The sequence below is a fragment of the Mesorhizobium sp. Cs1299R1N3 genome, from assembly GCF_037179625.1.
Taxonomy (GTDB): Bacteria; Pseudomonadota; Alphaproteobacteria; order Rhizobiales; family Rhizobiaceae; genus Mesorhizobium; species Mesorhizobium salmacidum.
Genome location: NZ_JAPYKQ010000011.1, coordinates 38,373 through 62,282, shown reverse-complemented (window position 1 = coordinate 62,282; position 23,910 = coordinate 38,373). Strand labels below are relative to the sequence as shown.

Sequence of the window (23,910 nt, the reverse complement as noted above, 5' to 3'; positions counted from 1 at the left end):
TGCGCACCTCTGGACCTCTCGCCAGGAGGACGGATGCGCGCTTCACGCAGTACTTACTTTCGCTGAGGATTGGGCCCGGCCGCCTCGCCAACCCGTCGTTTTAAGCGCATGCTTGTGGGCCGTATCGAGAAAGTCCTTGGCCAAATCCTCATCGTCGAGCGCTCTGGCCAGCACCATGCCTCCAACGCAGAGAGCGACCAGCACCATCGCCTGGTCGCGCGCTCCACGCCCCTTCAAATTCGTCTTGAAGACATCGACCATGGCTTGTGCGACCTCGCGATAGGCGGACTTGACGCCGCGGCTGCTGCGCGCAACGTCGGACGATAGCCCGACCAAGGGACAGGAGCCGTCGACATCCTGGAGGTGATCGCGCGACAGGTAGGCATCGACCACGAAGCTGGCGAACCGCTGGTCGGGCAGGGATGCGTCCGCGAGCCCTTTTTGCCAGCGCTCCGGCACTTCCTTCTTCAGGAAATGCCTCACGGCCTCGGCGTAGAGCTCTTCCTTGCTGCTGAAGTGCCGATAGAAGCCGCCATGCGTGACCCCAGCGGCTGTCATGATCTCGCCGATCGTGACCTCGGCAAAGCCTCCCCTGTTGAACAGCCGGGCTGCGGCTTCGACAATCCTCTCCCGGGTCTGCTGCTTGTGCTTTGGCGCGTACGGCATTGGTGCTCCTCTCGACCGTTCAATGGCATGAACTATAAAATGATGTTGGACATCCGTTGTCGATCGACAGAGTCAACGCGGTCAACACGCCCACTGGTGGCGATGTGGGCAACATGCCGGAGCGTCAGTGCTCCTGCCATCACGGGCGAGCCCTGCTCGGGCCTCGACCTTCCGGTCCTCGGCTTCAAGGCGACCGCGCTTGTCGGCCCACTGCAAGCGGCACACGATGCGTTGACAAGGAGGCGCATTCAACGAAACCATTGTAAACGGCGCGTCATGCGTCCGCGGGTCGACGCCCCAGGAAGCCCGAGTTGCTTTCGCAGGCTCTTGTCGAATGCGGATGCGGGGACGAAACGGCGCAGGAGACTGACCTGGCGCGCCATTTTTCCCGCCGCATAGCGCCCATTCGGGGCAGGATCGGTCGCAGCCGTCAAAACGGTCTTGGCCACCACTTCGGGCGCATCGCCTTTTTCCATCGATTTCCGCACGGCCATGGTCATGCCGGCGCGCGCGGAGTCATAGATATCAAGCACTTGATCGGGAGCGGCGAGATTCTCCTCGAATGACGTACGGGTATAGGCGGGCTCGACCAGCGCAACGCGAATGCCGAACGGACGCAGTTCATGGTCGAGCGATTCGGAATAGCCCTCGATGGCATGTTTGGTCGACGCATAGAGCGCGAAATAGGGAGCCGGGATGAACCCCTGCACCGAACTCAAATTGACGATCCTGCCCTTCCCCTGGCGGCGCATTGCCGGCAACACCGCGTTGGTCACGCGCAGAACGCCGAAGACGTTCACGTCGAACAGCGCCTTAGCCTGGGCGATCGAGGACTCCTCCGCGCCGCCAAACAGACCCATGCCGGCATTGTTGACAAGCAGGTCGATCCGCCCGGCCTTGGCCAGAACGTCATCGACCAGTTTCGCCACGGACGCGTCATCGGTCACGTCGCAGGTCAGCATGGTGACGCCGTCGGTCCTCTCGCCCGCCGCGCGGCGGCTGGTTCCGAATACGCGAAAGCCCGCCTCGAGCAGGGCTTTGGCCGTTGCGTGCCCGATGCCGGAGGATGCCCCGGTCACCAGGGCGACGCCAGGATTGGTCTTGTTCATGGAAATCATTTCTTTCTTTGATCTGGATTTGCGTTTCGAGATGTGGCGTTCGCTCGTCGGCCATTGGCGGTTGGAGAAACGGAAGCGGTTAGGGTCAAGCTCAGTCACCGGCCCCTCCGGCGTTCGCGCTGCTCACCTTGTCCGTCCAGCGTCGGAACAGCGCGCTGGCGTTGACACCGCCAAAGCCGAAGCCGTTGGAGATCGCGTAGTCCATCTCCATCGGCCGGGCGTGATTCGCGACGAAGTCGATCCCGTCGCCGGCCGGATCGGGGGCGCTCAAATTGAGGGTCGGCGGTGCGACCTGGTCCCTGAGCGCCAGGATCGTGAAGATCGCTGCAAGCCCACCGGCGGCTCCGAGCAGGTGCCCGGTCGCCGACTTCGTTCCGCTGACGGCGATGCTGAAATCCGCGCCAAAGACCCTTTTGATCGCCTCTATTTCCCCCGCATCGCCGACCGGCGTGGAGGTCGCATGCGCATTGAGGTGGCGGACCTCACGCGGCGAAATACCGGCTTGGGTGATCGCGATCTCCATGGCCCGCCGCGCACCATCGCCGTCCTCGGGACCGGAGGTGATGTGATAAGCGTCCGCCGTCGTGCCGTAGCCGACGAGCTCGGCGAGCGGCTTGGCGCCGCGCGCAAGCGCGTGGCTCAATGCCTCGATGACCAGGATTCCGGCTCCTTCGCCCATGACGAAGCCGTCACGCAGCATGTCGAAGGGACGGGAGGCCTGATCGGGACGGTGATTGAAGGAGGTCGAAAGGGAGCGTGCGGCGGCAAAGCCGCCGAGGCTGACCGCATTCATGCAGGCTTCCGTTCCACCGCACACCGCGATGTCGGCTTCATTGGCGCGGATGAGACGCGCCGCATCGCCGATCGCCTGGATGCCGGCCGCGCACGCCGTCACCGGAGCGCCGAGCGGGCCTTTGAACCCATATCGGATCGAAGTCTGTCCCGCCGCCATGTTCACCAGGAACGATGGCACCGTAAACGGCGAGAGACGCCGAACACCGCGCTGATCGACGGTTCGCACGGCCTCGGTTATCGCGGGAAATCCTCCGATACCCGAAGCGATGATCGTCGCGGTGCGGGCTCTGTCATCGTCCGAGACCGGCTTCCACCTTGCCTGGGCCAGCGCCTCGTCCGCCGCCGCCAGCGCGAAGAGAATGAAGCGGTCCGCCTTGCGCTGTTCCTTCGGAGCAAGGATGGTATCCGGATCGAAGCCGGCTTCGGGGTCTTCCCGTAGGGAGGGAACCATTCCGCCGACCTTCGCCGGTAGGTCTGCCACCATTTCATCCGGCAGGCTCCGGATACCCGAACGGCCTGCCAGGAGCCGCGACCAGGAAGTCGCCGCGCTGGCCCCAAGGGGGCTGACTGCTCCCATGCCTGTGATGACGATACGACGCATGTCTACTCCAGCTTCTGTTTGATCCGTTCGCGCGGCGGCCCGTGCGGACGCTCGGTCGCGATCACGGGGCCTACGAGGTCGCGATGCGCCTGGCTTCGCCGGCGGCGGCATCGAGAAAGTCCCGCGACATCTCTTCATCTCCAAGGATACGGGAGATCGTCACGGCACCCACCATGAGCGACAGCATCGCCATCGCCTTGCGCTGGGTTCCCGGGCTTTCCGCCCTAGGCATCAACTCGTCGAGAACCTCAAGGTGAGCTGCAATGCCATCTTGGAACGGGAGCCTCACTTCTTCGCTTTGACGCGCCGCATCAGAACCAAGCGCAACCAATGGACAACCGTCGCTCTTCTCTTCGCGATGCCCTGTTGAAAGGTAGAGGCCGATAACGGCTTCAAGGGGATCAGGGCTTCCGGCAGCAACAGCCGACCATCTGCGGGTCGCGTGTTCCATCGCTCGCCGCGATGCCTGCGCTGCCAATTCCTCCTTGGATTCGAACTGCTTGTAAAAGGCGCCTTGGGTCAGCCCGGCACCCTTCATCAGATCCTTCAGCCCAATGCCATCAAAGCCGTGCTCTCGAAAAAGCCGGCTTGCCACATCGATCACGGTTTGCCGGTTCTGCTCAGCCTGACTGCGACTTACGCGCATCGTCATCTCCTTTTTTTAGATTGCATTCGTAATCAATAGCAGATATAGAGTGTGAATGCAATCTATTTAACAGGAGGCGACGGGCATGAAAAAGAAACACGTTATTGGGCTGGGGAGCGTTTTGGTCGCGGGATTGGGTGTGGCGGCCTTCGTCACACTTTCCATTCGCACGCAAGCAGCTTCCGCAGCGGCCGACCCGAGGCAGGAATCACCGATCGTCAGACTGGTGACGGCGGTGCCGGTGCCCGGATCCGAGCGCGGCTTTACAGGCACCATTGCCGCGCGGGTGCAGAGCAATCTAGGCTTTCGCGTTCCCGGCAAGATCATCGAGCGCCTTGTGAATGTCGGAGAGCAGGTCAAGGCGGGCCAACCGCTGCTGCGGATCGATGATACCGATCTGGCCCTTGCGCTCACCGCCAAGCGCAACGCTGTCGCCGCGGCACGCGCTGTCCTGGTTCAGACCAGTGCGGACGAAAAGCGCTATGCCGTTCTGGTCAAGAAGGAATTGGCGGCAACCCCGCAGCGTTACGAGCAGGCGAAGGCAGCACTGGATACCGCGACGGCGCAGCTTGCAGCGGCGGAAGCGGAAGCGAAGGTCGCGGAGAACGAGGCGGCCTATTCCATCTTGGACGCGAACGCCGACGGAACGGTCGTCGAAACGCTTGGCGAGCCGGGACAGGTTGTCACCGCGGGACAAACCGTGGTTCGGATCGCGAACGCCGGCCCCCGCGAGGCTGTGGTCGCGCTTCCCGAAACGATCCGGCCGGCGATCGGATCGGTAGCCGAGGCGGGCATGTATGGGGCCGATGGGCGGCATTTTAGGGCGCATCTGCGGCAGTTGTCGGACGCTGCCGATCCCCAGACCCGTACCTATGAGGCCCGTTATGTGCTCGATGGTGAGGCCGCGGCAGCACCGCTTGGCGCGACGGTAACCATCCGGCTTGCAAGCCAGGCAAGTCAAACGGAAGTCCAGGTGCCGCTCGGAGCCGTGCTGGATGATGGTCAGAAGACCGGCGTCTGGAGCTTGGACGGCGCAACCTCGACCGTACACTTTCGGCCCGTCAAGCTTGTTCGTGTGACCAGCGAAACCGCCGTGATCTCCGGACTGAGTTCCAGCGATCAGATTGTTTCGCTCGGCGCTCATCTCCTGCAGGAGGGCGCTCGCGTCAGGACTGCCTCTGAAAACGGGAGCAATTGACGATGAACCTCAATTTTTCCGCGATCGCCGTTCGCGAGCGCGCCGTCACCCTTTTCTTCATTATTCTGCTCGTCGCCGCCGGCGCCTACGCTTTCCTCATGCTTGGACGGGCGGAGGATCCCAACTTCACGATCAAGACCCTGACGGTCACGACGGTATGGCCGGGCGCGACCGCGCGCGAGATGCAGGACCTCGTCGCCGAACCGTTGGAGAAGCGACTTCAGGAGCTGACCTGGTACGACCGGGTGGAGACGACAACGCGGCCAGGTTATGCGTATCTGACGGTCACGCTGAAGGACAGCACACCGCCATCCAGCGTTCAGGAGGAGTTCTATCAGGCCCGTAAGAAACTCGGGGATGAAACCCGCAACCTGCCGCCCGGCGTACTCGGCCCCTTCGTCAACGACGAATATTCCGATGTGAGTTTCGCTCTTTACGCCCTCAAGGCGAAAGGCTTGCCCATGCGGGAACTCGCCAGGCAAGCCGAGACCATTCGCCAGGACCTTCTGCATGTGCCTGGCGTCAAGAAGATCAACATCCTCGGCGAGCGTCCCGAACAGATATTCGTCGAGTTTTCCTATGCCAAGCTGGCAACACTCGGCGTGTCGGCGCAGGATATCGTCGCCGCTTTGCAGCGCCAGAACACCGTCACACCGGCGGGCTCGATCGACACAAAGGGGCCGCAGGTCTTCATCAGGGTCAACGGCGCTTATGACAGTGTCCAGACGATCGCCGACACGCCGATCGTCGCTGCCGGACGGACGTTGAAGCTCTCCGACATCGCCGAGGTCCGGCGCGGCTACGAGGATCCTGCCACTTACGTCATCCGTCACCAGGGCGAGCCGACCATCATGCTCGCGGCGGTGATGCAGGAGGGCTGGAATGGTCTTGAACTCGGCAAGGCACTGGAGGAGAGATCGGCGGCGATCGCACAAACGCTGCCTCTCGGGATGTCGCTGGCCAAGGTCAGCGACCAGGCCGTGAACATCGGCTCGTCGGTGAACGAGTTCATGCTCAAATTCGCGATGGCGCTCGGCGTGGTGCTGCTGATCGCCCTGATCAGCATGGGTTGGCGCGTCGGCATCGTCGTGGCGGCCGCCGTTCCCCTGACGCTTGCCGTCGTCTTCCTCATCATGCTGGAAACCGGCCGGTTCTTCGACCGCATCACGCTCGGCGCCCTTATCCTGGCGCTTGGCCTTCTCGTCGACGACGCCATCATCGCCATCGAGGTGATGGTGGTGAAAATGGAAGAGGGCATGGACCGCATCAAGGCGGCGGCCTATGCCTGGAGCCATACCGCGGCGCCGATGCTGTCGGGCACGCTCGTGACGATCGCCGGGTTCCTTCCGGTGGGCTTCGCGCGCTCGACGGCCGGCGAATACGCCGGAAACATCTTCTGGGTCGTGGGCTTCGCCCTCATCGTCTCCTGGGTCGTCGCAGTGGTCTTCACCCCGTATATGGGCGTCAAGATGCTACCCGCGATCAAACCGATCGAAGGGGGCGTCCATGCCATATATGACACACCGAACTATCGACGCCTTCGCCGGCTCATCACTGGCGCGGTGCGCCACAAGTTCGTGACCTGCGCTGCCGTCGGCATCGTCTTCGCGCTTTCGGTTGTCGGCATGAGCGGCCTCAAGCAGCAGTTCTTCCCGACATCCGATCGCCCTGAAGTGCTGGTCGAGGTTCGCCTGCCGGAAGGCACCAGCATCGAGACGACGACCGCCACGGTCGAAAAGCTGGAACACTGGCTTGGCGGCCAAACCGAGGCCAAGATCGTGACGAGCTATGTCGGCCAGGGCGCCCCGCGCTTCTTCTTTGCCATGGCGCCGGAACTGCCTGATCCCGCCTTCGCAAAGATCGTCGTGCTGACACCGGACGCGGAAGCCCGCGAGGCCTTGAAGCACCGGCTGCGTGAAGCGGTTGCGACAGGGCTTGCCCCCGAAGCGAACGTCCGCGTTACGCAACTCGTGTTCGGACCCTACACGCCGTTCCCGGTCGAGTTCCGGGTCATGGGGCCTGATCCCGCGCAATTGTATGCCATCTCTGAGAAAGCCCTCGATGTGATGCGCGGCGTGCCGGACGTGCGGCAAGCCAGTCGCGACTGGGGCAATCGCACGCCGGTACTGCGCTTCATCCCAGATCAGGATCGACTGAACCTCATCGGCCTGTCGCCGGCCGAGGTGGCCCAGCAGCTCCAGTTCCTCCTCACTGGCATCCCGGTCACGCAGGTCCGCGAGGACATCCGCAATGTCCCCATCGTGGCACGCAGCGCCGGCGGCGAGCGACTGGATCCATCGCGTCTGGCGGATTTCTCGCTGATGAGCCGGGACGGTCGCCAGATCCCGCTCGACCAGATCGGCCACTCGGAAATCCGTCTGGAAGAGCCGATCCTGAAGCGGCGTGATCGCACCCCGGTCGTCACGATTCGCTCGGACATCAATGAGGCGACCCAGCCTCCAGAGGTTTCCAAGCAGATCATGACGGCCCTTCAGCCGCTGATTAAATCCCTGCCTGCCGGCTATCGCATCGAAATGGGTGGATCGATCGAAGAGGCGGCCAAGGCCAACACCGCGCTGGGTAAGGTCTTTCCGGCCATGCTCGCCGCCATGCTGATCGTCATCATACTGCAGGTGCGATCGTTCTCGACGATGGCGATGGTCATGCTGACGGCACCGCTCGGCCTCGTTGGCGTCGTACCGATGTTGCTGGCCTTCAACCAGCCCTTCGGATTCAACGCCATTCTGGGCCTGATAGGACTGGCGGGCATCCTGATGCGCAACACGCTGATCCTGACCGAACAGATCAAGGAGAACCGTGCCGCCGGCCTTGACGACTATCACGCCGTCATCGAGGCCACGGTGCAACGCACGAGGCCGGTGATCCTGACCGCACTTGCCGCCGTGCTGGCTTTCATCCCCCTCACGCACTCCGTCTTCTGGGGATCGATGGCCTTCACGCTGATCGGCGGCACGGCGGCCGGCACGGTGCTGATCCTGCTGTTCCTCCCTGCGCTCTATGTCGCGTGGTTCCGGATCAAACCGACCACGGATGAACTCCATGAGGATTCGACGGAGGAACCGGAACTGCCAGCAGCTATGGCGGCCGAGTAGGGCTCTGTTGTCGCAAGAGACGGTTCAAGTTCTTGCCCGTTGGCTCTGCCTGGACACATGCAGGGCCAACGGCACGAACTGGCCGGCTGGAGATGATCTTCCACGCGAGTCCGGCAGGTTCGCTCATCAATTCTGGAGACATGTATGAATCGTCCGGTTCGAACACCTGATCCCGACGAGATGCGCGCGCGCATCCTGGAGGTTGCTGAGGAGCACTTTCGCCGCATCGGCTGCCACAAGACGTCGGTAGCCGACATCGCCTCCGGGCTTGGCATGAGCCCGGCGAACGTCTACCGCTTCTTCCCCTCCAGGGATGCAATCAATGAATCCATCTGCAGAAGGGTCTTGAATGAGTTTGCTGACATCGCCGTTGCGATCGCACGCACGAACGCACCGGCCTCGGTGAAACTCGACCGACTCTTGAACGCACTTCACCATCACAACAAGAAGAAGCTGATCAAGGAACGGTGCATGCACGACATGATTGTCGCCGCCATGCAGGAGAACTGGGCGGTCATCAAGTCGCATCTCGAGCGGATGGTGACGATCTTCAAGGCGATCATTCGCGAGGGCGTCGAGGCGGGCGAATTCAAGGTCGAGGACCCGGCGGAAGCGGCGCGTGCGGTCAAGGCCGCATTCATGCCGTTCTTCCACCCGATTCTGATCGAGCACTGCGTTCGAAACAGCGAAGACACCGAAACGAGCCTGCGCGAGCAGATTCGCTTCATCCTGAAAGCTCTGGGAAAGTCTGACTGAGGCCGCTGGCTGGTATCGTGTCACAGTCCGCGGCACGGAATGGCACGGCGACGCAACCGGAACTCTCCAATCTCGTTATGTCAGGGCTCACTCCTGCCTCGAGGCTCACATTCGGGACCAACACATGAAAAAGACCTATGAAAAACCCACGCTACGCAAGCACGGGAAATTGACCGCCCGCACCGCGCAGATCGTGGTTTCCGGGGTGACGATAATCCAGTGATTTCTCGGATGCCCGGGTCAGATGCCGGAGCCGGACACGCCATGGGTCTCCGGCTCCTCTTCGGGCACCTCGCCCGGCTCGAACTCGTTGAAGCAGCCTAGCCCGCGCTTGAACCGGTCGATCAACCAGGCGGCCGCCGGCTTCGGGCTGCGATCGTTGCGGTGCATGGCGAACAATGGCGAACTCACCTCCTTGTAGGGTTCGAGATCAAGCTCCACCAGGCGGCCGCTGGCCAGATCGTCGGCGATCAACCAGCGCGGCAGCCCACCCCAGCCCAGCCCCTCGCGCATCAGTATGTGCTTGGTGCGCACGTCGGTCAGGCGCCAGGTGCGGTAGGCGAAGACGCCGTAATCACGTCCCTTGGTGCGCTCCGACTGGTCGGTGACGACAAGCTGCGTGTGCTCGCGCACATCCTCGAGCGCCACCGGCTTCGGCAGCTGTGCCAGCGGATGGCTGGGTGCGGCCGCCGGCACCAGCGACATGAAGCCGATGCGCACGAGATGCACGTCGACATCGCCCAGCAAGCCGCCAATGCCCAGATCGGCCTGTCCATTGACGACGAGATCGGGAATGAGGCCGAGCGTGCCGATATGCAGGCGCAGCATCACGGTCGGAAACCGCGCCTCGAACGCCTTGAGCACCCGCACCAGCACCGGCGACGGCAAGGTCGCATCGACCGACAGCGCTACCTCGGCCTCCAGCCCGTGATGGTGGCCGTCGGCGCGCGAGCGGATGCGCTGCAGCACGCCCACCATGCGCCGCGCATCCTCCAGCATTGCCCGGCCGATCTCGGTCAGTTGCGGCTCGCGCGTGCCCTCGCGCTCGAACAGCTTCAGCCCGAGCTGCGCCTCGAGATTGGCGATGCCATAACTGATGACGGATTGTGCCCGGTTGAGCTTGCGGCCGGCGGCCGAGAAACTGCCGGTGTCGGCAACGGCGACAAGGATCTGGAGCTGGTCGAGGGTCGGGTTCGGCTGCATCGTTGTGTATCTACTTTATAGATGGATCGTATAGAAAATATGCCAGTTTATCGGATGGATCGATAGCCCATATATGTCGGGACAATTCATTCAACTGGAGAGACCCGCCATGTCCATTCTTCTTGTTACCTCGAGCCCTCGCGGCGCTGCCTCGCACTCGACCCGCATCGCCACCGAGTTCGCTCAGAAGCTTCTCGCTGCCGACCCATCGAACACGCTGGTCGTGCGCGATCTCGTCGCCAACCCGCTGCCGCATATCGATGCCGACTATGCGGCAGGCATCTTCACGCCGGTTGAAGCGCGCACCCCGCGCCAGGCCGAGGTGGTCGGCGTTTCCGATGACGTGCTCGACGAACTGTTCGCCGCCGACACCGTGATCCTGGCCACTGGCTTCATCAACTTCAGCATCTCTTCGACGCTGAAGTCCTGGGTCGACCACGTAACCCGTGCCGGCAAGAGCTTCGCCTACGGCGAGAACGGCCCCAAGGGCTTCGTCACCGGCAAGAAGGTCTATGTCGTGCTGGCTTCCGGCGGCATCTATTCGGAAGGCGCTGCCGTGCAGATGGACCACGCCATCCCTTACCTGCGCACTGCGCTCGGCTTCAACGGCATGACCGATGTCGAAGTCGTCCGCATCGAAGGTATCTCCAAAGGCCCTGACGCGGTGACAGCAGCGCTTGCCAAGGCGACCGCCAAGGTTGATGCGTTGGTTGCCGCCAGCCGTGATGTAGCGGCTGCCGCGTAAGCTGCCGATCCGTATGGCATATCCAAAGGCAGGCGTTCGCGCCTGCCTTTTCGCTTCAGCCGATCAGATGCCGCAAGAGGCCGGCCGAAGCGACCCCGATCAGCACGGTCGGCAGCATGGAAAGCCGCGTTGCCGCCGCCAGCGTGATGGCCAATGCCGCAAGATCAGCCGGATTCCGCGACACGAAGGCCGGCGCGATGACAGAGATCAGCACGCAGCCGGGCGCTGCCTCCATCACCGCCGTGGCGCGGGTGCTGAGCACGCGGTTGCGCAGCACGACATAGCCGCCGATCCGCGTCAGATAGGTGACGCCGGCCATCAGCACGATGGTGAGAAGGGTTGTCATGTCGATCATGCATCACCTGCCAGCAACCAGGCCGCGACCAGCCCCGACACAGCACCCGCCGCGACATACCAGGCGCCGGGAACGAAGAGATAGACAAGCGCGGCGACTGCCAGGCTGACGAGCCACGGTCGCGCGGCGGCAAAGCCTTTCCACATGCCGCGCATCAGCACCAGGAAGACGGCCGGAAACGCCATGTCGAAACCATAGGTCTCGACATCGCCCAGCATCGGGCCGAGCAAGGCGCCGAGCGTCGTGAAGGCTACCCAGGTGAGATACATCGCCAGCGCCGCGCCCATATAATAGCGCGGGCTGAAGGCCGGACCGATGCTGGCGGCGGCACGCTGTTTGGCATCGGCCAGGCCAAGTGCCCAGCTCTCATCGCACATGAAGAACAGCGCCGGGAAAACCTTGCGCCGCGGTAGCTCGCGCAGGAACGGCGCGAGCGCCGCCCCCATCAGCAGATGACGGCTGTTGACCAGGAAGGTGATGGCGACAATGAGCAGGATGTCCGGCGGCGACGTCCACAACTGGATCGCCGCGAATTCCGAACCGCCGGCGAAGTTCAGGCCGGTCATCATGGATAACTCGACCGTGCTCAGCCCCTTCTGCGTGGCCTGGGCGCCAAGCACCAGCGCGTAGGGAATGGTGCCGAGCAGCACCGGCGCGCAGGACATCACACCACGGCGGAACTCGGATTCCGAACCATTGCCGGCTGCCTCGACTGCCTGTGAAATGCTCATGGTCTGCCATAGGCCGGCCTCGCAGCCGCCCTGCCCTGCGTTTGAAAATTTCGTGATGTCAGGGGCGAAACATACCTACACCTCCCCGCAATTTGGTTGCGAAGATTGTTGTCTTTCGCCAAATTTTGGCATTGAATGTCACATATCCTCAGGAAAATGGAATTCAACGCCATGAAGGTCGACGACATCGACAAGCGCATCCTGCGGGCATTGCAGCGCGACGGCCGCATGGCCAACAATGATCTGGCCAATGAGGTCGGCCTGTCGCCCTCGCCTTGCCTGCGGCGCGTCAAGCTCCTGGAGGAAGCCGGCGTCATCGACCGCTATGTCGCCGTGCTCAATCCGGCCAGCATCGACAAGGGCCTCACCTTCTTCACCCGGATCTGGCTGAAGACGCAGGACGAGGACACGATCGAGCACTTCGCCACCGAGGTGGCCAAGCTGCAGCAAGTGATGGAATGCTATCTCATGCTGGGCGACTGCGACGCCCTGGTGCGCGTGGTGGCGGCTGATATCAACGACTATCGCCGTTTCCAGTCGGAGCATCTGAGCCGCATCAAGGGCGTGCAGAACGTCAAGACCGACGTTCCCAGCTGGACGATCAAGTACACATCGGAACTGCCGATCTGAGCCTTTGAAATATCTCTCAGCGCATTTGACGAGGCGCAGGCCATCGCCTGGCCCTATAAGAATTTCCATCTGGAATGTCGATCCGAGCACGCCTCGAACGTCCTTGGGACGCAACCGGAATTGCCGGGCGGCGTCGAAAGATCGATCCTGCTCCCGGCTGGGAGAAGAAACATGAACCATTCCTACCGTTGGGTCATCGTCGCGGCTGGCGCGCTGATGTCCTGTGTCGCCATCGGCACGATGTTTTCGCTGGCGATTTTCCTTGAACCCATGGCGATCGACACCAATTGGTCGCGCGCGGGCATTTCGAGCGCCATGACGCTCAACTTCCTGGTGATGGGCCTCGGCGGCTTCGCCTGGGGCGCCCTGTCCGACCGTTTCGGCGCCCGCATCGTCGTCACGATCGGCGCCGTGCTGCTCGGGCTGGCGCTGGTGCTGGCAAGCCGCGCCGGTTCGCTTCTCACCTTCCAGATCACCTATGGCGTGCTCGTCGGGCTCGCGGCCAGCGCCTTTTTCGCACCGATGATCGCGCTGACATCAGGCTGGTTCGACACCAATCGCGGGCTGGCGGTATCGCTGGTTTCGGCCGGCATGGGCGTGGCGCCGATGACGATCTCGCCTTTCGCGCGCTGGCTGATCTCGGCCTATGAATGGCGCGCCGCCATGTTCGACATCGGCGTCCTGGCCTGGGTGCTCCTGCTGCCCGCCGTCCTTCTGGTGCGCCAGCCGCCGAAACCCGCCGCCTCCGGTGCGGCCGCGGCACCAGTCGCCGAAGGCGCCGGCCTGACGGTCGGGCAGGCGCTGCGCTCGTCGCAATTCATCGTGCTGGGGCTAACCTTCTTCGCCTGTTGCGCGGCCCATTCCGGCCCGATCTTCCACATGGTCAGCTACGCCATGCTGTGCGGCGTCGCCCCGATGGCCGCGGTCTCGATCTACAGTGTCGAGGGTCTGGCTGGCCTCGGCGGCCGGCTGCTCTACGGCGTGCTGGCCGACAGGCTGGGCGTCAAGCCGGTGCTGATCGCGGGGCTGGCGATCCAGTCGATCGTCATTGCCGCCTATCTCTCGATCAGCCAGCTCGACCAGTTCTATATGCTGGCCGTCATCTTCGGCGCCACCTATGGCGGCGTCATGCCGCTCTACGCCGTGCTGGCGCGCGAATATTTCGGCCAGCGCATTCTCGGCACCGTATTCGGCGCCGCCACCATGCTCTCCAGCCTCGGCATGGCGGGCCGCTTGCCGGCGGCATGATCTTCGACGCCTATGCCAGCTACCATTGGCTGTTCATCGGCTCGGCTCTCATCGGCCTGGGTGCCGCGGGCATAGCCATCGCCTTCCCGCCGCTGCCACGCACGGCGTTGCAGACGGCATAATGCATGTCGCCCGGAAGTGTCCTCGGTTCCGGGATAACGACACGCATAAAATCAGGAGACACGGCCGGACGGCAATCGTGGCCAGATGACAAACGGGCTTGACGGGCCATGGCCGGTCAAGCCACCGCCTGCTTCGGCGTCACGCCGACTTGAGAACCGTGAACGGCCGCTTCTGAATGGCCCGTTTGGTCTGGAAATTCGCGGCCGGAGCCGGGCGGCCGACATGAAAGCCCTGGACTTTGTCGATGCCAAACTGGCGCATGAGGAGCATCTGCTCTTCGGTCTCCACCCCTTCGACCAGGATTTTGTGGCCGCGATTTCTGACCAGCGCGATGATGTCCTGCAGCATCGCCATGCCCTTGGGGGTGCCGCAGTCGTGGAGAAACGAGCGGTCGATCTTGACCGTATCGAAATCGATGAGACGAAGCCACGAAAGGCCGGCGAAGCCCGTCCCGAAATCATCGAGCCATATCCTGATCCCGAGCAGCTTCAGATCGCTGATGCAGCGCAGGATGTCGGAGTGCATCTCCATCTCCAGCCCCTCGGTGATCTCGAAGGCCAGCCGGTTGCCGGTCACGCCGGTCTCGCCCAGAATGGTCGCGACCGATGTCGCGAAGCCGGGCGTCTTGAGCTGGATCGGCGAGACGTTGACGCTGACGACGCGCACGTGATCCTGCGCCAGGAGTTCGGCGCACACGGTCCTTATTGCCCAACGCCCGAGCTCGAGGATGGCGCCGGTTCGCTCCGCGACGGGAATGAACAGGCTCGGCGGAACCAGGGTCCCGTCGAGCATCTTGAGACGCATCAGCGCCTCCACGGCCTCGACCCGGCCCGACGCCACGTCCTGGATGGGCTGATAGACAAGCGAAACGAGATCCTGGCCGATCGCGATCTTCAGCAAAGCCGCGAGATTCTCGCTCTCGTCGCTGCTCTGGGGATCGGTCGGATCGAACAGCCGGACACAATTTCGGCCGCCGGCTTTTGCCAGATAGAGCGCTCGATCGGCCTCGTGGATGATCTTCTCCAGCTTGGCGGCGGTCTGCTTCCTGGTGAATGCCGCGCCTACGCTCGCCGTCACGATCGCGATGCCATCCCGCCGCAACTCGTGGGCGATCGCCAGGTTCTCGACCGTGCGGCAAATGGCTTCCGCGAGATCCGCGACCTGGTCTTTCCTGCCCATGCGAGCCAGGACGATGAATTCCTCCCCACCATAGCGGCCGATGGAGCCATCATATTGCTTGATCAGGTCGCTGAGCGCCTCGGCGACCTGGATCAGGCAACGGTCACCCTCCTGATGGCCATAGCAATCGTTGAACTTCTTGAAGAAGTCGACGTCGATGAGGATCGCCGCAAAACCATGGCCAAGCTTTTGCCAGTCATTCCAGTAGTCGCGCAGTTTCTCGTCGATGGCGCGCCGGTTCTCCAGGCCTGTAAGCGGATCCGTCCGCGACAGCCTGAGCAGGGCCTTGCCGCGCTCGGTGGCCTCATGGTGCTGGATCTTGGCTTCCAGCGCGTTGAGGAAGACGTTGTAGCGCTCTTCGTTCAGCTTCCAGTTCACATAGGATGTGAATGTGAAGCACGAAACGTAGAAAGTGCCAAATACCATCTTGTATGCCAGCGACGCGGGTAGAAAGTAGTTCACAACATACAAGATGCACAAAATTATAGTCGACGTTATGATCGACACTTTGAACCGGAACGTGAAGAAGAGATTGGCACTCATCATGAAAATGGTGCCGAAGACCATATAATAGGCGACGGTTTCCTTGTTCGCCCCCATGGAAGCGGGGTAAAGCCAGCCGATATAGCCGAAGATGATGGCCGCGGCGCAGGTTACGTCAAGCCAGTCCGTGGCGGCTCCCCGGCGAAGCTGTGCTTCCAGGACCAACAGTGCGGTCAGTCCGACAGCGAAGCGGGCCGTGATCGTAAGGGCGGCCACATCCGGTATCAGCAGCAGGTCCGATACCGAAAACAAGACATAGATGACGACGGCGATCCAAAGGCCTGGCCTGGCTTCCTTCCTTCGCTTCGCCTGGGCTTCCGTACGGTAAAGGATGCGAAGTTCAGCCGCCCCCAGCTCCTGGCGGGGATCGTGCGGTTCCGAATCGACCGCATCGGCCACTCTGGATGACGCGCGTTCGTTCACGACAAATCCCGGCTGAAGGGCATCTCGCGTTCCGAATTCTTTTGCAGCTTCTGCCCCCAACGCAGACCGACTCCTTCGGCGCGACATCTCTTGCCGCGCGATCAAATGCAATGACGCAGGACAAGTTTCCGTTAACTCGAACCCGGAATCCCCTCCTTAAAAACCCCAAAGAATTGACATGGTTAGCGGGAAATTAATCATACCGATAAAATGCCCGCGACCCGACATTGGCAATTCGAATATTCTAAGCAATAAGTTAACTGACTGTTAACTATGGAGTCTTGGTGTGCAAACTGTCTTTGATGGCCAGAGTCTGATTACTGCGGAGGCAATTGCCAGTGGTCTCCGTCGAGGAAAGCCCGAGCATCATGGCGAAGCGTTCGAAACCGCTCGCGCGGAGCTGGCGCTCATCCTCCACGCGACACAGCAACAGGTCGAGCAGCAAAAATTTCCCGCCGAGATCGTTCGCCGGCTGCTGTCGCTTCTCAACGCGTTGCGTGCCAAGGTTCATCCCGACGTGTGGCAAGCCTTGATACCGGTGGCGCAGAACCACCCGATCCAGAAGTACTTTCTCGAGGATCCGCTGACGCATTGGTCCTTCACCAAGCCCAGGGGTTATTCCGGCGACGCGCAGTTGCTCGACTACATCTATTGTGACCCGCACGTGGCCGAGAGCGTGGCGAACGCCTCGGAGATCGGCAAGGCGCTTTACAGCCATACCCAGAACGTGCCGTCATGCGTCGCGGCACGGGAGCGCCGCGATCTGCTGACCCGCTATGTCGATGAGACCGCGGCCAAGAATGGACCGGAAACCGAAGTCCTGGCTATCGCGGCCGGCCATCTGCGCGAAGCGAACCGTTCGGCCGCATTGGCCGAGGGCGGCCTCAAGCGCTGGGTCGCGCTCGACCAGGATCCCCAGAGCGTCGGACTGATCGCGCGCGATTTCCAAGGCACCGCGGTCGAGGCCATCGACGGCTCGGTACGGACCGTGCTCACCAGGGGCCACAAGCTTGGCAAGTTCGATCTCATCTATGCCTCAGGCCTTTACGACTACCTTCAGCACAACGTCGCCGTGAAACTCGCCAAGACCTGTCTGCAGATGCTGAAGCCGAACGGGACATTCCTGTTTGCGAACTACGCCGAGGGCACTCCTGACGCCGGCTACCGGGAAACGTTCATGGACTGGGTGCTGCTGCTGCGGTCGGAAGTCGACATGTGGAACATCATCAATGCCAGCGTCGACCGCAACACCGTGGAGGCGCAAGTGTACTTCGGCGAGAATCGCAACGTGCTCTACGGCGTCATCCAAAAGCGCGGCTAATACCCACCTGGATGGCACGCCGGCCAAGGACCTCGAGCGCTTCACGGAGTGCTCGAGGGTGTAAGCCCCCTCACGCGCGATCCACGCTCTTTCGGAGATGGCTGGACCCTACCCGAAAATCCGATCGCCCTGCTCGTCGACGAGCTGGATGCCTTTCTTGATCGAAATGTCGACGGCGTCGTCCAGTCCGGCGAAACGGTCGGCACGGATGAATTTGTGCTCCTTCACCACGCCATCGACCTCCTTGGAGACGACGCCGCAGGTCTGGTACTGGCCTTCGGTCTTGTAGGGCGTGGCGCTGATCGTAAAACCCTTGTGCTCGACCTGCTTGGCGGGCGCGGCACTTGCGGACTCGGCCGCTTCGCCGCCACCGCCGCCGAAAAGACGTTTCAGAAAAGACATCGCTCAAATCTCCTTGCCGCCTGCGATCGCCGTCGGTATGCGATTCACGACGCTGTCGGCCCAGCATGCGCGAATGTGCCGCCGCGTTCCAGCCCCCTGATGAAGACGGCGACCAGGAGCTCGATCTGCCGGTCGATCTCGTCGGCCTGCCGGCTAACGGACCTGCCCGCATACCCGCTGGTGACGATGCCATGCACGCTTGACCAGAGGGTTCGCGCGGCGATCCGGCGCGTGTCCTCGTCGAGATCGAAGCCGCCATCGGCAAGGACGCTGGCGATGATCTCGAACAACTGGTCGAGCCGTGCCTCGTAGACGTCGGGCTCGGTCAGCACCGGACGCCGCCTGTTGAAGGCCAGCAGCGCCGGCCAGCTGCCGGGATGCGCCTCGACGAAGCGAACATAGGCGCCGGCCAATGCCATCAGCCGTTGGCGCACGTCGGTGATGCCGCGCCTGCCAAGGTCGGCCATCGCCGCAGCGCCCGCGACCCCCAGCCGGTCGAGCAGCCGCATGTTGACGGCGCGGTGCACACCGTCGAGATCGGAAAACAGATTATAGACCGAGCCGACCGAGATGCCCGCCTGTTCGGCGATGGTCCTGGCCTTCAGATTGTCCATGCCGCCTTCGTTGAGCAGCGTCTCGGCAATGGCCAGCACCCGCTCGCCGGTCTCTTCCTTGTCCAGCGCCATATCAGTCCTTTTTGGATGCGCGTGCCTTCGACGGCACGCTTTTTCGCCCCGACTTCCCTTCGTTTACCATATGCCGGATATCGTGAACAGCGTTCAGAATTCTCTTGAACAATGTTCAGTTGCCGCTATGTTGAGTGTGTGAACATTGTTCACGGAAACTTCGAAGGGAGAAGAACCATGCTTAGCCTGATCAGAACACTGCTCGACGGCGCCAGCGCACGGGCCGAGGACGGCCTGAAGGATCGCTTCGCCATCGACCTTCTGGCGCAGCGCATCCGCGATGCCGAGGCGGGACTTGCCGCCGCCAAGCAGACGCTTGCCTCACTGATCGTGCGCCAGCGTGCCGAGCAGGCCGGCCTCGAGCATCTCGACCGCCGTCACGCCGACCTGGAGACACGCACCATCAGCGCACTGGCCGCCGGCAACAGCGGGCTGGCCGAAAGCGGTGCCGCGGCCATAGCCGAACTGGACAATGAACGCGAGGTCCGCCGCGCCACGGTGCAAAGCCTTGGCGAAAAGACCTTGCGGATGCGCGTTTCGGTGGAGCGGGCGCACCGCCGCATCATCGATCTCAACCAGGGCATGATCTCGGCCCGGGCCATCGATGCCGAGCGCAAGGCGCAGTCACGCCTCGTCAGGTCGATCGGTCATTCGGCGAGCCTCAACGACGCCGAGGAGCTTTTGGCCCGCATCAAGGGAGCCAGCGATCCGTTCGAGGAAGCCGGCATTCTCGACGAAATCGACGGCGAGTTTCGTCATGACGCGATCCGCGACCGCCTTGCCGACGCCGGGCACGGCCCGGCGGTGAAGGTGCGCTCCAGGGACGTGCTCGAGCGCCTGAAGACCATCAACTGAAGATTTTTGGACCTGACGACGACCACATCAAGCCCAACTTCGATCCAGTTAAAGGAACACGACAATGAACAGCAATCAGACCTACATCATGTTCAACACCGTCTCGGTCGGCGCCGCCTACTTCATGCTTGGCCTTTCCCTGTGGCTGGCACCGGTCGACCTGTCGACCAAAGGCTATTGGGCCATGGGCATCCTGCTGCTCACCGGCAGCCACCGCACCGACGAGCGCATCTCCGCCGAAACCACCGCCAAGATCGAGAAGGCGCGCAACGAAAAGCTGATCAGCGAATATGTCGGCAAGGAATGATGCCGGCACGGTCTGACGAGAAAGCCCGGGTCTCCCCGGGCTTTTCTGCGTCCTCGCCCTCGCAAGCGGGGTGAGAGGAAAGCTTGCCCGCCTCAGCGATGCGACAGCGCTTCCAGCGCTTCGGCGGCGGCTTCCAGAATGGCGATCGCCTCGGCCTGCTTTTCGGCTGGGGCATCGACGATGTCGCCGAGTGCCGCGCGGAGCCGGTGGCGGATGGCGCGGAATTCGTCGCGCGTTTCCGAGCGCTCGCCACGGCCGCCCCGGCCGCCGCGGCGGTCCTCGCCGTCATCGTTCCAGCCGAACCAGTCGCGCGCCTTGGCCATCTTGCGGCCGAAGCGCTCGAGATGATCGAGCACGCCGTCGATCATTTCGCGGTTGTCGGCCAGATGCGCCTGCCCGGCCTCGGTGATCGAGAACACCTTCTTGTTGCCTTCGCTCGTCGACACGGCGTAGCCGGCCTCTTCCAGGAAGGTCAGCGTCGGGTAGACCACGCCCGGGCTCGGGCTGTAGATGCCGCTGGTGCGCTCTTCCAGCGCCTTGATGATGTCGTAGCCATGGCGTGGCGCCTCGGCCAGCAGCGACAGCGTGATCAGCTTGAGGTCACCGTCGGCGAGCATCCGTCCGGCGCGGAACATGTCGCCCGGGCCGCGGCCACCGCCCCTGCCGCCGAACGGACCGAAGCCGCCGCCCCCTCTGCCACCAAATTTGCCGCCGAACTTGCCGGCCATGTGCATGAACATGCGCTCGCCAAAATGATGATGATCGGAATGATTGTGTCTGTGCATTGATTGCTCCTTGAGTTCTATCTTACGATATATCTTAGTTAGACGCACAATGCCGTCGAGTCAAGATATATCTTACGATGTATCTGATCGCGAGCCAAGCGACATCGTGGCATCGAGCGTCAGGCTTGATGGGAATGGATGGAGTGCGAATGGACTACCAGCGGCCTTTGCGCCGGTTCCAGCCGTAGAGCAGATCGGCGAAGCGATCATAGGCAAGGCCGGTCAGCGGCAGCATGAGCCGATTGCCGAACAGGCTCGCCAGCCAGCCCTCGCCCGGCGTTAACAGCCAGATCGCGATCGCCACGTCGGCGCCTATCAGCAAATTGCCATCCGCATCGGTGGCATGCAGCCGGCGGCGGATGTCCTCCAGCGAGACGCCATGCGACGACAGCGCATCCGGCTCCAGGTTGATATCGCGGAATTCGACCCGACCGGCCTTGACCGCCTCGATCAGCCGCCCCTTCTGCCTACCGATGCCGGCATCGCAGACCGGACAGCGCGTGTTGTACCAGACGGTCAGCAAAGGCGTGGTTCCGCTACCAGTCACTTGCCGCGCATCGCCGCCTTCGGCCCGACGCATTTGTTGTCGCGAAACAGCGCCCACTCCTCGCACTGGCGACCGTTGGGCAAGCGGCAAAACCCGTATTCGTTGCCGGCCTTGTCCTTCCTGATCACGAAGCGGCCGCCGATCGCACCACAGTGAACCGATGCGGGATTGGCCATGCCGACCGGTTTTTGCGCGGCGCCGGCGTCGATGGACATCGACGACATCAAGGCAAGACCGACGGCCAGTATCGAAAAGTTGTTCATGCGATCTCTCCTTGGCCTCCACGGCGAGGCGTCCTGTCCCGAGGCAGCTGTCAAATCTATCGGAACGCGCGCCGGATCAAGAGCCGTTGAGGCGGCACCTGATCCGGCTGTCCGCAAACCTCATCCAAGTGAGGTGATGATCTCGCGATAGGCGAATTCGGGGAAGGCCTTCATCGTCCGCGTCCTGATGTTGCCGGCCGCCGCCAGCATCAGCGAGAAACGCGCAAGGACCGCGTCGTCGGGCGCCTCGACCACCGCCACCATGTCGTACTCGCCCATGGTCAGGTAGAACGCCTTGAACGATCCGCCCATTTCGCCCAGTTGCTTCCTGGCGGCGTCGAGCCGCTTCGGGGATTCGCGCACGTTCTTGGCGCCCTGCTCGGTCCAGTTCATCAGCACGATGTAGCTTGTCATGGCACACCTCCCTCCGGGGCCACGGAGCACGGCACTCAGGCCGTGGGTCTGTCGACACGGCCTCGACCGGGGCGGGCTTTCCGGGGTTGTCGCCCAGAAAATGCGTCCGAGGCGAAATTATCCTCCCTAAGGTCGCGGGTCGCAAGAGCGAACACGCCTATGAAAAAGGGCGCTCGTGGCGCCCTTTATCTCCAATGCGATTGGCAGGTCTCAGCTATCCAGGAAGCTGCGCAGCTTGCGGCTCCGGCTCGGGTGCTTGAGCTTGCGCAGCGCCTTGGCTTCGATCTGGCGGATACGCTCGCGGGTGACCGAGAACTGCTGGCCGACTTCTTCCAGCGTGTGGTCCGTGTTCATGCCGATGCCGAAGCGCATTCTGAGCACGCGCTCCTCACGCGGCGTCAGCGAGGCCAGAACGCGCGTGGTGGTCTCGCGCAGATTGGCCTGGATCGCCGCGTCGATCGGCAGGATCGCCATCTTGTCCTCGATGAAATCGCCCAGATGCGAATCCTCCTCGTCGCCGACAGGCGTTTCGAGCGAGATCGGCTCCTTGGCGATCTTCAGGACCTTGCGCACTTTTTCGAGCGGCATGGCGAGCTTTTCGGCCAGTTCCTCCGGCGTCGGCTCGCGGCCGATCTCGTGCAGCATCTGGCGCGAGGTGCGCACGATCTTGTTGATCGTCTCGATCATGTGCACCGGAATGCGGATGGTGCGGGCCTGGTCGGCGATCGAACGCGTGATCGCCTGCCGGATCCACCATGTCGCGTAGGTCGAGAACTTGTAGCCGCGGCGGTATTCGAATTTGTCGACCGCCTTCATCAGGCCGATATTGCCTTCCTGGATCAGGTCGAGGAACTGCAGGCCGCGATTGGTGTACTTCTTGGCGATCGAGATGACGAGGCGCAGATTGGCCTCGACCATTTCCTTCTTGGCGATCGCGGCTTCGCGCTCGCCCTTCTGCACCTGGTTGACGATTTTCCGGAATTCCAGGATCGAGATCGCCGTCTCGGTGGCCAGGTGCTGGATCTCGGCGCGCAGCTCCTTGATCGAATCCTTCTCGTTCCTGGTGAATTCCTTCCAGCCGCGCGAGGTCAGGTTGGCGATCGAGCGCGTCCAGTTCGGATCGAGTTCGGAGCCCTGATATTCCTTCAGGAACTCCTCGCGGCGCACGCCATAGCTTTCGGCGAGGCGCAGAAGCTTGCCCTCGTTCTGCACCAGGCGCTTGTTGATGTCGTAGAGCTGCTCGACCAGCGCCTCGATGCGCGCCGTGTTGAGCGACAGCGACTTCACCGCCTTGATCAGCTGATCCTTCAGCTCTTTCAGCCGGCGGTCCTGGCTGGGCGACAGCGTGCCGGCGGCGGCCAGCCGGTTCTCGACCTGCTGGTCCTGCAGCTTCCTGAGCTTCTTGTAGGTGTCGGCGATGACGTCGAGCGTCTCCATCACCTGCGGGCGCAGTTCGGCTTCCATCGCCGCCAGCGACAGGCTCGCCTCGTCCTCGTCTTCCTCGTCGTCGTCGCCGATGCCGCGCGTGTCGGCGCCGACATTGGTGATGTCGTCTTCATCGTCGCGTCCGCGGCGCGGCTTTTCCTCGGCCTTGGGCGCTTCCTCGACACGTTCGACCACGGGCGCCTGCTTGGCTTCGGGGCCGGCATAGGTGGCTTCGAGGTCGATGATCTCGCGCAGCAGGATCTTGGATTCGTTGAGCTCGTCGCGCCAGATGATGATCGCCTGGAAGGTCAGCGGGCTTTCGCACAGGCCCGCGATCATCGTCTCGCGGCCGGCCTCGATGCGCTTGGCGATGGCGATTTCGCCTTCGCGCGACAGAAGTTCGACCGAGCCCATTTCGCGCAGATACATGCGCACCGGATCGTCGGTGCGGTCGGTCGGCTCTTTCTTGGTGGTGGTGGCGGCGACCGCGGTGCCGGTCTGCTCGGCAAGCTCGTTGGCGTCTTCCTCGGCATCGGCGGCTGTGTCGCCGGCCTCGGCCTCTTCGCCCTGCTCGTCATCCTCGACGACGTTGATGCCCATGTCGGACAGCATCGCCATCGTGTCCTCGATCTGCTCGGAGGTTACTTCCTCGGAAGGCAGCACCGAATTCAGCTCGTCCATGGTGACATAACCGCGCTTCTTGGCGGCCTTGATCATCTTCTTGACAGCATCATCGGAAAGGTCGAGCAAGGGCCCATCGGTGGCGCCTTCGCGTTCGGTCTCGACCTCTTCCTTTTCTTTTGTCGCCATAGTCTTTATCTTCTCCTAGCGG

24 protein-coding genes and 1 pseudogene are annotated in these 23,910 nt (G+C 62.6%); 10 read left to right on the top strand and 15 right to left on the bottom strand.

Annotated elements, in window-relative coordinates:
* Nucleotides 1-42: 42 nt before the first annotated feature.
* From O7B34_RS21980 to O7B34_RS21965, 4 genes are all read right to left on the bottom strand, one after another.
* Nucleotides 43-666, bottom strand: coding sequence for a TetR/AcrR family transcriptional regulator (locus O7B34_RS21980; protein ID WP_337139882.1), 624 nt, complete (start codon nucleotides 664-666; stop codon nucleotides 43-45).
* A gap of 248 nt (nucleotides 667-914) precedes the next feature.
* Nucleotides 915-1,775, bottom strand: a complete 861-nt coding sequence (locus O7B34_RS21975; RefSeq protein ID WP_337148066.1) for an oxidoreductase — start codon at nucleotides 1,773-1,775, stop codon at nucleotides 915-917.
* Between the two features lie 100 nt (nucleotides 1,776-1,875).
* A complete protein-coding gene (fabF, locus tag O7B34_RS21970; protein ID WP_337148189.1) occupies nucleotides 1,876-3,180 on the bottom strand; it encodes a beta-ketoacyl-ACP synthase II in 1,305 nt (434 codons plus the stop codon).
* A 70-nt stretch (nucleotides 3,181-3,250) separates the two neighbouring features.
* Nucleotides 3,251-3,826, bottom strand: coding sequence for a TetR/AcrR family transcriptional regulator (locus O7B34_RS21965; RefSeq protein WP_337148065.1), 576 nt, complete (start codon nucleotides 3,824-3,826; stop codon nucleotides 3,251-3,253).
* A gap of 85 nt (nucleotides 3,827-3,911) precedes the next feature.
* Here O7B34_RS21965 and O7B34_RS21960 point away from each other — a divergent pair, with 85 nt between their 5' ends.
* From O7B34_RS21960 to O7B34_RS21945, 4 genes are all read left to right on the top strand, one after another.
* On the top strand, nucleotides 3,912-5,024 hold the full coding sequence (locus O7B34_RS21960; RefSeq protein ID WP_337139879.1) for an efflux RND transporter periplasmic adaptor subunit: 1,113 nt from the start codon (nucleotides 3,912-3,914) through the stop codon (nucleotides 5,022-5,024).
* A gap of 2 nt (nucleotides 5,025-5,026) precedes the next feature.
* Nucleotides 5,027-8,137, top strand: coding sequence for an efflux RND transporter permease subunit (locus O7B34_RS21955; RefSeq protein WP_337148064.1), 3,111 nt, complete (start codon nucleotides 5,027-5,029; stop codon nucleotides 8,135-8,137).
* 180 nt (nucleotides 8,138-8,317) lie between these two features.
* Complete coding sequence (locus O7B34_RS21950) at nucleotides 8,318-8,893, top strand: TetR/AcrR family transcriptional regulator (protein WP_337148063.1); 576 nt, start codon at nucleotides 8,318-8,320, stop codon at nucleotides 8,891-8,893.
* Nucleotides 8,894-9,017: 124 nt separating this feature from the next.
* On the top strand, nucleotides 9,018-9,116 hold the full coding sequence (locus O7B34_RS21945) for a putative RiPP precursor (protein WP_198028830.1): 99 nt from the start codon (nucleotides 9,018-9,020) through the stop codon (nucleotides 9,114-9,116).
* A gap of 17 nt (nucleotides 9,117-9,133) precedes the next feature.
* Here the strand turns inward: O7B34_RS21945 and O7B34_RS21940 are convergent, their stop codons facing one another.
* The gene (locus O7B34_RS21940) at nucleotides 9,134-10,096 is read right to left on the bottom strand and encodes a LysR family transcriptional regulator (protein ID WP_337139876.1); all 963 of its coding nucleotides are present in this window, start codon (nucleotides 10,094-10,096) and stop codon (nucleotides 9,134-9,136) included.
* 109 nt (nucleotides 10,097-10,205) lie between these two features.
* Between O7B34_RS21940 and O7B34_RS21935 the strand changes: the two genes are divergently transcribed.
* Complete coding sequence (locus O7B34_RS21935; RefSeq protein WP_337148062.1) at nucleotides 10,206-10,841, top strand: FMN-dependent NADH-azoreductase; 636 nt, start codon at nucleotides 10,206-10,208, stop codon at nucleotides 10,839-10,841.
* Nucleotides 10,842-10,896: 55 nt separating this feature from the next.
* On the opposite strand, the gene O7B34_RS21930 is transcribed toward O7B34_RS21935, so the two are convergent.
* Both O7B34_RS21930 and O7B34_RS21925 read right to left on the bottom strand, forming a co-directional pair.
* Entirely contained in the window at nucleotides 10,897-11,196 is a 300-nt protein-coding gene (locus tag O7B34_RS21930) for an AzlD family protein (RefSeq protein ID WP_337131409.1), read from the bottom strand.
* Nucleotides 11,193-11,927: an AzlC family ABC transporter permease gene (locus tag O7B34_RS21925; protein ID WP_337148061.1), complete on the bottom strand. Its 735-nt coding sequence runs from the start codon at nucleotides 11,925-11,927 to the stop codon at nucleotides 11,193-11,195. Before O7B34_RS21925 ends, O7B34_RS21930 begins: the two co-directional genes overlap by 4 nt.
* Nucleotides 11,928-12,098: 171 nt before the next feature.
* Here O7B34_RS21925 and O7B34_RS21920 point away from each other — a divergent pair, with 171 nt between their 5' ends.
* Together O7B34_RS21920 and O7B34_RS21915 are read left to right on the top strand one after the other, a co-directional pair.
* Nucleotides 12,099-12,557, top strand: coding sequence for an Lrp/AsnC family transcriptional regulator (locus O7B34_RS21920; protein WP_337148060.1), 459 nt, complete (start codon nucleotides 12,099-12,101; stop codon nucleotides 12,555-12,557).
* Between the two features lie 171 nt (nucleotides 12,558-12,728).
* A pseudogene (locus O7B34_RS21915) lies at nucleotides 12,729-13,927 on the top strand (MFS transporter).
* A 139-nt stretch (nucleotides 13,928-14,066) separates the two neighbouring features.
* On the opposite strand, the gene O7B34_RS21910 reads toward O7B34_RS21915, so the two are convergent.
* Entirely contained in the window at nucleotides 14,067-16,160 is a 2,094-nt protein-coding gene (locus tag O7B34_RS21910; protein WP_337148059.1) for a putative bifunctional diguanylate cyclase/phosphodiesterase, read from the bottom strand.
* Nucleotides 16,161-16,359: 199 nt separating this feature from the next.
* Here O7B34_RS21910 and O7B34_RS21905 point away from each other — a divergent pair, with 199 nt between their 5' ends.
* Nucleotides 16,360-17,394 carry a class I SAM-dependent methyltransferase gene (locus tag O7B34_RS21905; RefSeq protein ID WP_337108106.1) on the top strand — a complete coding sequence of 345 codons (1,035 nt, stop codon included), beginning with the start codon at nucleotides 16,360-16,362 and terminating at the stop codon, nucleotides 17,392-17,394.
* A gap of 108 nt (nucleotides 17,395-17,502) precedes the next feature.
* Here O7B34_RS21905 and O7B34_RS21900 read toward each other — a convergent pair whose 3' ends face one another.
* Both O7B34_RS21900 and O7B34_RS21895 read right to left on the bottom strand, forming a co-directional pair.
* Complete coding sequence (locus O7B34_RS21900; protein WP_337148057.1) at nucleotides 17,503-17,796, bottom strand: HlyU family transcriptional regulator; 294 nt, start codon at nucleotides 17,794-17,796, stop codon at nucleotides 17,503-17,505.
* 44 nt (nucleotides 17,797-17,840) lie between these two features.
* Nucleotides 17,841-18,482, bottom strand: coding sequence for a TetR/AcrR family transcriptional regulator (locus tag O7B34_RS21895; protein ID WP_337148056.1), 642 nt, complete (start codon nucleotides 18,480-18,482; stop codon nucleotides 17,841-17,843).
* A gap of 177 nt (nucleotides 18,483-18,659) precedes the next feature.
* Between O7B34_RS21895 and O7B34_RS21890 the strand changes: the two genes are divergently transcribed.
* Nucleotides 18,660-19,337, top strand: coding sequence for a PspA/IM30 family protein (locus tag O7B34_RS21890; RefSeq protein WP_337148053.1), 678 nt, complete (start codon nucleotides 18,660-18,662; stop codon nucleotides 19,335-19,337).
* Between the two features lie 64 nt (nucleotides 19,338-19,401).
* Nucleotides 19,402-19,644 carry a YiaA/YiaB family inner membrane protein gene (locus O7B34_RS21885; RefSeq protein WP_337148052.1) on the top strand — a complete coding sequence of 81 codons (243 nt, stop codon included), beginning with the start codon at nucleotides 19,402-19,404 and terminating at the stop codon, nucleotides 19,642-19,644.
* Between the two features lie 92 nt (nucleotides 19,645-19,736).
* Here the strand turns inward: O7B34_RS21885 and O7B34_RS21880 are convergent, their stop codons facing one another.
* The 5 genes from O7B34_RS21880 to rpoD form a co-directional block, all read right to left on the bottom strand.
* Nucleotides 19,737-20,429 carry a PadR family transcriptional regulator gene (locus O7B34_RS21880; protein ID WP_027145770.1) on the bottom strand — a complete coding sequence of 231 codons (693 nt, stop codon included), beginning with the start codon at nucleotides 20,427-20,429 and terminating at the stop codon, nucleotides 19,737-19,739.
* Nucleotides 20,430-20,583: 154 nt separating this feature from the next.
* The gene (locus O7B34_RS21875; RefSeq protein ID WP_337148051.1) at nucleotides 20,584-21,009 is read right to left on the bottom strand and encodes a thiol-disulfide oxidoreductase DCC family protein; all 426 of its coding nucleotides are present in this window, start codon (nucleotides 21,007-21,009) and stop codon (nucleotides 20,584-20,586) included.
* A complete protein-coding gene (locus tag O7B34_RS21870; RefSeq protein ID WP_337148049.1) occupies nucleotides 20,973-21,239 on the bottom strand; it encodes a putative hemolysin in 267 nt (88 codons plus the stop codon). The genes O7B34_RS21875 and O7B34_RS21870 overlap by 37 nt, the downstream gene beginning before the upstream one ends.
* 120 nt (nucleotides 21,240-21,359) lie before the next feature.
* The gene (locus tag O7B34_RS21865; RefSeq protein ID WP_140505142.1) at nucleotides 21,360-21,653 is read right to left on the bottom strand and encodes a GYD domain-containing protein; all 294 of its coding nucleotides are present in this window, start codon (nucleotides 21,651-21,653) and stop codon (nucleotides 21,360-21,362) included.
* Nucleotides 21,654-21,863: 210 nt separating this feature from the next.
* Nucleotides 21,864-23,888 carry an RNA polymerase sigma factor RpoD gene (gene rpoD / locus O7B34_RS21860; protein WP_337148047.1) on the bottom strand — a complete coding sequence of 675 codons (2,025 nt, stop codon included), beginning with the start codon at nucleotides 23,886-23,888 and terminating at the stop codon, nucleotides 21,864-21,866.
* Between the last annotated feature and the right edge of the window lie 22 nt (nucleotides 23,889-23,910).